This is a genomic window from Microcystis sp. M113S1 (assembly GCF_020246945.1).
Lineage (GTDB): Bacteria > Cyanobacteriota > Cyanobacteriia > Cyanobacteriales > Microcystaceae > Microcystis.
In genome coordinates, this window is record NZ_JADBSA010000122.1 from 1 (window position 1) to 9,505 (window position 9,505).

Consider the following 9,505-nt stretch of genomic DNA (forward strand, 5'->3'; position numbering starts at 1 on the left):
TTCACAGCAAAGTCTTGACGTTGCCTATTTACTTTAAGGTGAGCTTTAGCTAATCTTTGTCTAGCTTTTTGACGATTTTTACTTCCCTTTTTCTTTTCAGATAATCGCCTTTGAAGTCGTTTTAATCGTTTCTCGGACTTTTTCAAGAATTTAGGATTGTCAACCTTATTACCCTCATGGTCAGTATAAAAAGAAGCTAATCCCACATCTAGTCCGATACACTTACCTGATGGCTTAACATCTTCTTTAACGTCACAAGAAAGAACAAATTGACAATAATAGCCGTCGGCTTTACGAACTAATCTAACTCGCTTAATGTCAGACTACTGAAAGTATCCTAAATCCCAAGTACCTTTTAGTTTAAGTGTTCCAATCCCCTTTTGATCGCTAAAGTGAATAGTTTTAGGATTAATCAGCTTCCATCCTGTTGTTTTATATTCAACCGAGCGAGAAAACTTTTTAAACCGTGGATACCCTTTTTTCCCGATTACCTTCTGCTTACAGTTGTCAAAGAAACGGGAAATAGAAGACCATGCCTTTTCAGCCGATGCTTGCCTTGCCTGAGAATTTAATTGACCAGCAAATTTAAAGTCATGGGCTAAAACTCGACAATAAGCTGATAGATCATACTTGTTTACACCTTTGTTGTCCATCCAATACCTTAAGCATTTATTGCGGATGAATTGGGCGGCGCGGATAGCATCGTCTATAGCCTGATATTGTTGTAATTTAGCCTCAACTTTAAACTCTAGGACAAACATTTACGCTAAAATTTCAAGAATAAACTTGTTCTAACACATTAAATATTAAACTGACAACCCATTATCTAAAAACCGCCCTCTGCTACGCGGGGCATGGCGGGGGTTTAAACCCAAGTTTTCGGTAAAGATTGTGTTGTAATTCACTCGATCCCGAACGTCACCGAAACGACCGCGGTAATATCTTTGTCGATCGAGGAGGTGTCGTAAATTCCCGAATCGCTCACGTCAGTGGAATTGCGCGAGGTGATCTGAAAAACTCCCGTTTTCGCATCGCGCACCCTTCCCACCCGACTGCCGGTACTACTGGCGATCGCTTCGGCTCTGGCTCTCGCATCCTTGGTCGCTGCCGCCACCATTTCCACCCGCAGCTTATCGAGTTGGGTGTAAAGGTATTGGGGGGGTTCGGAGACGAGGTTAATTCCCTCCTCGATCAATTCCGTTACCTGCCGAGAAAGTTCCGTGTAACGGGCCACATCCCCCGCTCGGATCTCGAAGCGTTGGGTGAGGCGATAGGCGAGAATTTGCCCGGTTTCCTGGCCGTTAGCTGTTACTTCGGGAATCGCCATCGTCTCGATCGCGTTGGTGGTGATTGCGTCGTCGGGAACTTGTTTTTCTTTGAGATAAGCTCGTATCCGCTCGGTTTGCCGGATCAGATCGCGGTAGGCTTCGCGGGCGGTGGGTTGTTGACTGAAAACCGATAAACGCCAGAGAATATAATCGGATGTAATCGCCCTTTTTGCCGAACCAGTCACGACAAAAACATCGCTGGCCTGTTTCACCGCTAAGAGGGAGCGCGCCGCTATCCAGGAACTCAAGACGAGAGCGATCGATAGCACCGACAAACCGGCGAATACTTGTGGGAAACGTCGGAATATAGAACTGTCTTTCATCATCCCCATCCTAGAAATCGGACGTTTCTATCCTATGCTAGTAGCGAGCGAGTTGAAATTATTATTTACAAAAATCAATTTTTCTTGCGTCAGGTTGATGCGCTTTTACAGATCGACTATCTTGGCCAGAAATCACCAAAAAAGAGGCATAAAGCCTCTTTTTTGCAACAATCCCCAAGATATCTGAGATTGCGGTCGCTTTCGCTCAAAACTTGACTGGATAAGCTTTCCTCTGATTCTTCTCTATTTGAGGGACATTTTAAAACTGCGATCACGGAAATCTCCTTTAGAATAGCAATTCTAAATTTGCCCTGTAGCAAGGCTTTTGGGGGTTAGTTCGCATAATACGGCATAAAATTCCATGGGATTGCGAATTTCATTTCACGAGTCTTCAGGCTTTTGACGTGATAGTACATCCAAAGTTGCCCAAAAATCCCCCTTTAAAATGTTCTTAAAATCACTAAAAGACTTGCTGTGTCTAAAACTGAGAATTGCTAAATTGAAAATGTTAGCTTTATTTTCAACCGTTATTATGATATAATTAGGGTTGGCTGAATAAATATAAAAACCTTGTTGGGTAAGACTTTTAGACTTTTTGTCAATCAAAAAGTACCGGACTGGGAGTGATCAGGGGGAAAATTCCGGGACTTTTTCCCTGAAAATTAGGTAGTTGACCCCCTGAAAATCGGTAAAACCCTACACCCCACACCCCACATCCTGCCCCCAAGAAAAACTTTTTGCCGCAAACCCTAATTAAAAGGCAAATTTATTAATGATTTGGATCATGACTACGACGACAATTGAAATTGGAACTTTAATCGATCATTCTCCTGAAATTCGAGGAGGAAGACCAACAATTACTGGGACAGGATTTACAGTACGCCGCATTGTTTCTTGGTATAAATTAGGGCTGACTCCTGAAGAAATTTTAAACCGGATAGGACATCCCCATTTGGATTTAGCCAAAGTTTATGCGGCTTTAACTTACTATCATGCCAACAGGGAAGAAATTGAAACTGATTTAGCTCAGGAAGAAGCCGAGGTGAAACAATTTGAACAGGAGTGGCTTCAATCTAAGTTAAATAAATAGTCAAGCTGACATTATATTTAGATGAAGACTCGATGGATCAGAGCCTTGTAGCGGCTTTAAGAGCAAGAGGAGTCGATGTGATAACGGCTACAGAAGCAGCGATGTTGGGGAGCTCCGATTCAGAACAATTAGACTATGCTACTGGTCAAGGAAGGGTATTATACACTTTTAATCGAGGCGATTTTTACCGCCTACACACTCAGTATTTAACGGAAAGTAAATCTCATCGAGGAATCATACTCGCTCCTCAACAACGTTACTCAATTGGAGAACAATTACGCCAAATTTTGGAATTAATTTCTGGGAAAACAAGTGAACAGATCGAGAATAATGTAGAATTTATTAAAGGGTAAGCTACAATTTACAAATCTTAAAACTTAAATCCTATTCCTCGCTCTTTTGCCATTTATTTCGCTTTTTTTAAGCTCATAAAATCTCTGCCTATTTATACACACAGAAACGGCGAAAAATGCCGACTACAGATAAAGCCTCCAGAAGAGGAGTTCGTCTAATAGCTTCGTGAAGCGTCTGGTACTAAATTCGGTTATTAAAAACTGATTATCTGTTGCCCCTTTTGTCTATTGCTTATTACTTTTGCCTGTACTGATGTGTAGCCTATACTCAACGGATTTAGTATAATAAGAAAAACTCTAGTATTCATCATGTACCAAATCACTCTCTCCCTACCCGATGAAACCGCCCTCGCTTTACATCTCACCCCAGAACAACTGGCACAAGAAATCTCTCTTCTTGCTGCCATTAAACTTTATGAACTGGGAAAACTTTCCTCTGGCACTGCTGCCAATTTAGCAGGTATTCCACGAGTTGTTTTTCTTTCTAAACTTGCAGACTATGGAGTTGATACCTTCCGACTCAAGGAAGCAGAATTAATCGAGGATATGGCCAATGCCTAACGTCATTGCCGATACATCACCGATTCAATACCTCTATCAGACTAACTTACTTGAGTTACTACCAAACTTTTACGGACAGATAATTATTCCTTTTTCAGTAGATCAAGAGTTAACTGTTGGAAAGGCTTCTGGAATCTCTTTACCTGATATAACCTCCTTAAGTTGGATAATTATTCAACAAGCAAAATCAGTTTCTCTTTTACCCCTTGTCACTGATTTAGGAAAAGGAGAAAAAGAAGTATTAGCTTTAGCAATAGAAATTCCCGATTCTCTCGCTTTACTTGATGATGGATTGGCAAGACGATATGCAAACTTATTAGGAATAAAACTCACTGGAACAATGGGAATATTATTAAAGGCTAAACAAAATGGTTATCTACACCGTATTGAGCCAATTCTTAATCAACTAGAATTGCTGAATTTTCGCTTAGATGCCACTACTCGTACTTCTGTCTTAAAATTAGCTGGTGAAGGATAGAATAGTTCCCCTTCCCTCTCCCCTCGGTAACAGACGTGCGGGACAACTAATCGAAAATACCGTTCAATCAAAGACAGAATTTGCTTTCCTGTGAGTGCCGCTTTCACCCCTAAACGTTTACGATGATGAACAGTAAAGGGTACAGGTCAAACAAATGAGATTAATTTCTTGATTTCGGTCTTTTAAAGATCGGCTCATTTGATTGTTCCTTGATATTCTGCGGGGAAGGATTTTCCTTCTGGTCAGGAGAAGCTTTGATCGTTTTGATCGGGATTCCGCGAGATAATGGAGAATCTAAAAAAACCTCGATCGGAATTCCCCAGTTAGGACTATGGGTACTATCTAACACCGAACAGTTTTCTGTACTGTTCTCATAGGTTCCAGCCGTAGCATGAATAGCCACCACTTGATCATGTTGATTAAAAACTCCAGCCCCACTCATTCCTTCAATTGTTGGATTTGTATATTTGACTCGATTTCCCTCTTGAAAGTGTTTTTTTGGATCGTCGAGATTCTCTAAAAGCTTTTTATCATTTTCGGTATACTCTTGATCGGATCGGACGATCTGCTCTATAGTTCCACGTGTCAACTCCTCTTTGGGTTTTCCAGAACAATATCTCCAACCTAATACCGAGACTGCTTGACCTTGAGAGATATTGCGATTTAAAGTGACAGTAGGATAATCCATCTCGCTGGTGAATTTAACAATGGCTAGGTCTAATGTTCTATCTGGGATAATTTCTTGGATCGGATAGAATCGACGGTCGTAGGTAACGATCTCTTTTGAAGATGGGTTATCTACTACGTGTTTAGCGGTTAGCACATAGTAATTATTAGAAGCGGAACCGATGATTATACCCGTTCCTATTCCTTTGATATACACAGTAGATTTTCTTAATATTTCGGAAATTACTGATGGATTTACCTCCTGCTGTTGTGGCGTAGTGCCGTCTTTTTCACAACCTACCAATATACCCCATAAAAGAATTGACAAATAAATGGTATAAATAGCTCGATACTTCATCTTTTTTACTTTGCTTTCGTGAAAAATATTTCTTTTTTCAAGAGATTTTTTATTAACCAGTGTTGTCATTAAAGTCAAATTCAATGGTAACAATTTTACTTTTAGATATATCATATCTTTGTTTAAGATTTTTCCCTTTACAAACAATTTTATAGATAACTGTGTTATTTTTCCTTGTTTTATCTAGCCTGTATTGATAATAGTTTTTATCAGTATTTACTATTTTTGGGATAATAGTTTTGTTTTGATTGCTTCCCAAACTTAAGGGAGTAAGCCTTATCTTCCAGTTTTGTTCGGCTGATAATTTTAATGTTTCTAACTTCTGTGTAGGAATATCGACCACCTTACTATTGACAATGCTAGAATCTGATATAAATTTAATTTTGTGGTCGGATTGTATCTCAAATTTCGCTATGATTATTGGATGAAAATAAATCCAAAAATTTTCGATTATATTTTTGATTATCATCAAAACTACTGATATTATCAGAATCAATACTAGCAAAGGTAATACCCCCGATAGTATCAAGATCATGTTCAACTTTTGTTCAAGAGTTAACCGATCAACAGCAGTCATGGGGTTTAACTTACTTACCCCAAGAGTTTCTGATTTGACGGAAGGAGGTGGAGACAAAAATCGGATCGGTTCTAATTGAGGCGTGGAGGTCGGTAATTCTCTAAATAATTGCTGGGAATTCAGCGATAAATACCAATCAATAGGTAATCCCAAAGATAAGGGAGCATTTTCTTGAATAATGAACGGAACTTTTTCATTATCTGCGTACCTATTTTGTTCGGCATCAGCCGTGGTTTTTCCTCTTCCATTGATTCCGACTAAATGCCCTTTATGATCGAGAATTGCACCTCCACTGGTTCCTTCCTCTGTGTCATTGGTAAAAGCCAATTGATAGCCGTCCTTCAGATAGCGATCGATAACCCATCCTTTGCCTTTGGTAAAAAGAAATTCTGCCGGACAATCAATACTAGGAACTGCCGTTAATTTACAGGGAAATCCAGTCACAAAAAAGTCCCTTTTATCTGGCAAATTCTCCGAGGTTTTCTTAATGGCTGTTTCGTATTGATAAGGACTCTCGAACCATAACAAGGCTAGATCGGCTTTTACCCCCATTCGCTCGAATTTAGCCTTGGGATGAATTTGACCTCTATGAATGAAACCCTCATGAGTTTGAATATAAAATTTGTCAATTCCAGATGAGACATGAGCGTTTGTTAAGACTAAATAATTGTAGATGCTTTGACTATTTTTCCGTTTGATTTCTTGTCTATCAACGATAACTCCCGAACCACTGACGGATGTTGTATATGGCCATTCTTCCCATAAAACTGTGTAAACTCTTACAGTGATCAATCTAGCGATATCCCTTATTATATCTTCATCCATCTTCCCTATAGAGGGTTGCTCATCAGCATGAGAAGTTTGTCCGTCGATAGGATTTAAAAAAGCTTGCATGGTGAACAACACCATGCAAGTTAACAGAAAGATAACGATAAATTTTCTAAGTTTCATGATTACTGCGAAACACACACTTCTCTGGCCACCTTCTCTTCACCTCGTAAAACCGCCATAATGTTAACAAAAGTTGACTTATTACCACACTGCTTGAGAGGCCGCCCAGAAAAATTTCTATCGGAGAGAGCGAACAAGTCGTCTAATAACTGACTAGGGCTTTCTTTCCCACCACTGCCATTCTCAAATCCGTAAATATTTCCATTAAGCGTCCACAGAAGTTGCTCTTTTGTACATTTAGCTCCCTCTTGATTCGTAGTACAAATTGCGGGATTTCCGTTGATATAATCATGTCGTATATATTGAACCCCTTTGCGGAACTGTTCATCAAGACGATTACTCACCTCTTGACAGCGTCGTAGCGGCGTGTAGCCAGCCTCTCTCGCTAACGGTTCTAACCAACGAATTAATTGACGTGGTTGGTTCTGCCATTTCGGGCTAGTAGCCACAGTAGTGGGAACACCACTACTGAGAGTTTGACACTGAAACGTCACTGGCGGGTTTTTTGCGAAAATCGGCTGAGAGAATAAGACCGAAAATCCGACTACTGCCGCTACAAGAACTATTGCGAACCTCTTGAGTCTATTCAACGTTAAAACCCTCCAGCACTAAGGATAATACTCAGATCATCTTAACTCAACAATTTCTGCACCCGTGTTCGTTTTGTCACGATTTTCTGACAAAATCAAGGTACTCTGATCGGCTTTCGGTAGGAATCAGTCGGCAAAAATAGGGGTTCTGATGGCTCGATCAACCCTTCTCGTTTATTCTCTTCAGTGCGAAGGAATAGAGGTTTATCGGGAACCTCTATAGTCGATAGAACATCTCGACAAATTTCTAGGTGACGATGAGATTGACAATTCATCACTAGATTTTTCCAAGCAAAGTGCAGATTATATTGGGCAGTATAGAGACTTAACAAGCTAATCAATAATCCCAACAGTGGCATAATCTGATGAAATTGACGTGTCATGGCTCTTCTCTACTTTGTGTGATAATTTTTGTTTATGTAAGGTGAAATGGTTACTGAATAATACTTTTAGGACTATTTTGAAAAAAGAAAATATCAGTATAGACCCCCGTTTCCACATAGAAACCAAAAGAATCGTTTTATTTCTTTCCCTTATCAAGCCAGACGATTAGATGTGCTTTTCTAGCCTAGTTCTTCTTTAGATTATCGGGACGAAGAAAAATCCCTCCCTCGTTTTCGGGGTCTGGCGAAGAAGGACTAGGAGACGGTTTTGGAATTGGGGACTCGTTCTGCTTCTGATGATGCGAATCGAAGACTATTGCTCGAAGTAGATTAAAACCCCAGATAAATCCTGTGATCATGACTAATATCATCAAAAAATTGCCCAGAGGTATATTAACCATAGGAATCTGGGTATTGATCACCGAACGAAGAACACTGACTCGACTATGATTGATAACTACTGTTTTTTCCAAATGATGCAAGTCTTCAAGAATTTCCTCTACGTTTTTATAGCGATCTGTGTGGTTTTCTTGAATCATTCGATCGATAATAGCCGCTAGTTGATCCCCCACGTTATTAGCCCTTGTTCTCCATGCGAGCAGTTTGGTACTCGAATTACGAGATATATCTTTTGGTTCAATACCAGTTAAAGCATTAATAACAGTCATTCCCAAAGCATAAATATCACTATTGAATTCTGGATAACCGTCCATTTGTTCTTTTGGCGTATAACCACTGGTATAAATTTTAGTTAGATTCCCTCCCGATGAATTCGGTAATGTTGAATTGGTTAAAAGAGGTGCTTTGACTCCTCCAAAATCAATCAAAATAATTTTTTTATCTCGATCCCGACGCAAGATATTCGATGGCTTGATGTCTCGATGAATTACTTGTTTTTTATGAATGTATTCTAAAACGGGGAGAATCCCTAGCAAAAATTCAATGACTTCCTGTTCCTCAAATTTTCCCCGATTGCGAATTTCTTCTTCCAGCGAATTGCCCTCTATATATTCTTGAACTAAATAAAATTCTTGATTGTCTAAAAAGTAGGCAAATAAATAAGGAATTTGATCGTGTTTGCCTAAATTCATTAGCGTTTTAGCTTCTCGATAAAATAACTCCTGCGCTTTTTTAAGTTCATCTTGGTTATTGCTTTTAAATATAAGCTTTTTAATAACACATTGACTTCCTAAACGTCGTAAATCTTCGGCTATATAGGTTTCTCCAAATCCACCCATGCCCAATTTTTTTACAATTTTATAATACTGGCCAATAATCATTGAGGGTTTCATGGTCTTGGTTGGCAATCTTGACGGAAGATGGTTTATATTCTAGCAACCATGCCCACAAAAAAGCACCCCCTCGCGGGAGTGCCTTTTCGTTCAGACTAGGAATTAACCATTGATAGCAGGAGCAATCAGAGCCACAGGAGCCTGTTGGCCACTAGCTAAGTCTAAGGGGAAGTTATGTGCATTACGCTCGTGCATTACTTCCATACCGATACCAGCGCGGTTCAACACATCGGCCCAAGTACCAATTACACGACCTTGAGAATCGAGAATCGACTGGTTGAAGTTAAAACCGTTGAGGTTAAACGCCATGGTGCTAACACCCATTGCCGTAAACCAGATACCGATTACCGGCCAAGCACCCAAGAAGAAGTGCAGAGAACGGCTATTGTTGAAAGAAGCGTATTGGAAGATTAGACGTCCGAAGTAACCGTGAGCGGCAACGATATTGTAGGTTTCTTCTTCTTGACCGAATTTGTAACCGTAGTTCTGAGATTCGATTTCAGTGGTTTCACGCACTAAAGAAGAAGTTACTAGAGAACCGTGCATCGCACTGAA

At 39.9% G+C, this 9,505-nt stretch carries 10 protein-coding genes and 2 pseudogenes; 4 read left to right on the plus strand and 8 right to left on the minus strand.

Annotation, left to right across the window (positions count from 1 at the left end; translation table 11 throughout):
- Both IM319_RS06225 and IM319_RS06230 read right to left on the minus strand, forming a co-directional pair.
- Positions 1-761: pseudogene (locus IM319_RS06225) on the minus strand (RNA-guided endonuclease InsQ/TnpB family protein); the annotation flags it as partial.
- A 140-nt stretch (positions 762-901) separates the two neighbouring features.
- Positions 902-1,651 carry an SIMPL domain-containing protein gene (locus tag IM319_RS06230; protein WP_287735027.1) on the minus strand — a complete coding sequence of 250 codons (750 nt, stop codon included), beginning with the start codon at positions 1,649-1,651 and terminating at the stop codon, positions 902-904.
- 784 nt (positions 1,652-2,435) lie between these two features.
- Between IM319_RS06230 and IM319_RS06235 the strand changes: the two genes are divergently transcribed.
- The 4 genes from IM319_RS06235 (at position 2,436) to IM319_RS06250 (ending at position 4,133) form a co-directional block, all read left to right on the plus strand.
- The gene (locus IM319_RS06235; protein WP_286824183.1) at positions 2,436-2,741 is read left to right on the plus strand and encodes a DUF433 domain-containing protein; all 306 of its coding nucleotides are present in this window, start codon (positions 2,436-2,438) and stop codon (positions 2,739-2,741) included.
- Complete coding sequence (locus IM319_RS06240) at positions 2,738-3,094, plus strand: DUF5615 family PIN-like protein (protein WP_286824195.1); 357 nt, start codon at positions 2,738-2,740, stop codon at positions 3,092-3,094. The genes IM319_RS06235 and IM319_RS06240 overlap by 4 nt, the downstream gene beginning before the upstream one ends.
- 309 nt (positions 3,095-3,403) lie before the next feature.
- The gene (locus tag IM319_RS06245) at positions 3,404-3,655 is read left to right on the plus strand and encodes a UPF0175 family protein (protein ID WP_286824184.1); all 252 of its coding nucleotides are present in this window, start codon (positions 3,404-3,406) and stop codon (positions 3,653-3,655) included.
- Positions 3,648-4,133 (plus strand): DUF3368 domain-containing protein, encoded by a 486-nt coding sequence (locus IM319_RS06250; protein ID WP_287077742.1) that lies wholly within the window; start codon positions 3,648-3,650, stop codon positions 4,131-4,133. The genes IM319_RS06245 and IM319_RS06250 overlap by 8 nt, the downstream gene beginning before the upstream one ends.
- A 160-nt stretch (positions 4,134-4,293) precedes the next feature.
- On the opposite strand, the gene IM319_RS06255 is transcribed toward IM319_RS06250, so the two are convergent.
- The 6 genes and pseudogenes from IM319_RS06255 to IM319_RS06280 all read right to left on the minus strand — a co-directional run.
- Entirely contained in the window at positions 4,294-5,226 is a 933-nt protein-coding gene (locus IM319_RS06255; RefSeq protein ID WP_287735022.1) for a S1 family peptidase, read from the minus strand.
- A complete protein-coding gene (locus IM319_RS06260; protein ID WP_287735023.1) occupies positions 5,210-6,643 on the minus strand; it encodes a S1 family peptidase in 1,434 nt (477 codons plus the stop codon). The genes IM319_RS06255 and IM319_RS06260 overlap by 17 nt, the downstream gene beginning before the upstream one ends.
- Positions 6,644-6,687: 44 nt before the next feature.
- Positions 6,688-7,179 (minus strand): COP23 domain-containing protein, encoded by a 492-nt coding sequence (locus IM319_RS06265; protein WP_287735024.1) that lies wholly within the window; start codon positions 7,177-7,179, stop codon positions 6,688-6,690.
- A gap of 191 nt (positions 7,180-7,370) precedes the next feature.
- On the minus strand, positions 7,371-7,658 hold the full coding sequence (locus tag IM319_RS06270) for a hypothetical protein (protein WP_287735025.1): 288 nt from the start codon (positions 7,656-7,658) through the stop codon (positions 7,371-7,373).
- A 185-nt stretch (positions 7,659-7,843) separates the two neighbouring features.
- A complete protein-coding gene (locus tag IM319_RS06275; RefSeq protein ID WP_287735026.1) occupies positions 7,844-8,950 on the minus strand; it encodes a serine/threonine-protein kinase in 1,107 nt (368 codons plus the stop codon).
- Positions 8,951-9,052: 102 nt separating this feature from the next.
- Positions 9,053-9,505: pseudogene (locus IM319_RS06280) on the minus strand (photosystem II q(b) protein); the annotation flags it as partial.

Bases quoted from the DNA above. Each gene is read 5' to 3' on its own strand.
- IM319_RS06250 (WP_287077742.1), top strand. From the start codon at position 3,648: ATGCCTAACGTCATTGCCGATACATCACCGATTCAATACCTCTATCAG.
- IM319_RS06255 (WP_287735022.1), bottom strand. From the start codon at position 5,226: ATGACAACACTGGTTAATAAAAAATCTCTTGAAAAAAGAAATATTTTT.
- IM319_RS06230 (WP_287735027.1), bottom strand. From the start codon at position 1,651: ATGAAAGACAGTTCTATATTCCGACGTTTCCCACAAGTATTCGCCGGT.
- IM319_RS06260 (WP_287735023.1), bottom strand. From the start codon at position 6,643: ATGGTGTTGTTCACCATGCAAGCTTTTTTAAATCCTATCGACGGACAA.
- IM319_RS06245 (WP_286824184.1), top strand. From the start codon at position 3,404: ATGTACCAAATCACTCTCTCCCTACCCGATGAAACCGCCCTCGCTTTA.
- IM319_RS06235 (WP_286824183.1), top strand. From the start codon at position 2,436: ATGACTACGACGACAATTGAAATTGGAACTTTAATCGATCATTCTCCT.
- IM319_RS06270 (WP_287735025.1), bottom strand. From the start codon at position 7,658: ATGACACGTCAATTTCATCAGATTATGCCACTGTTGGGATTATTGATT.
- IM319_RS06275 (WP_287735026.1), bottom strand. From the start codon at position 8,950: ATGAAACCCTCAATGATTATTGGCCAGTATTATAAAATTGTAAAAAAA.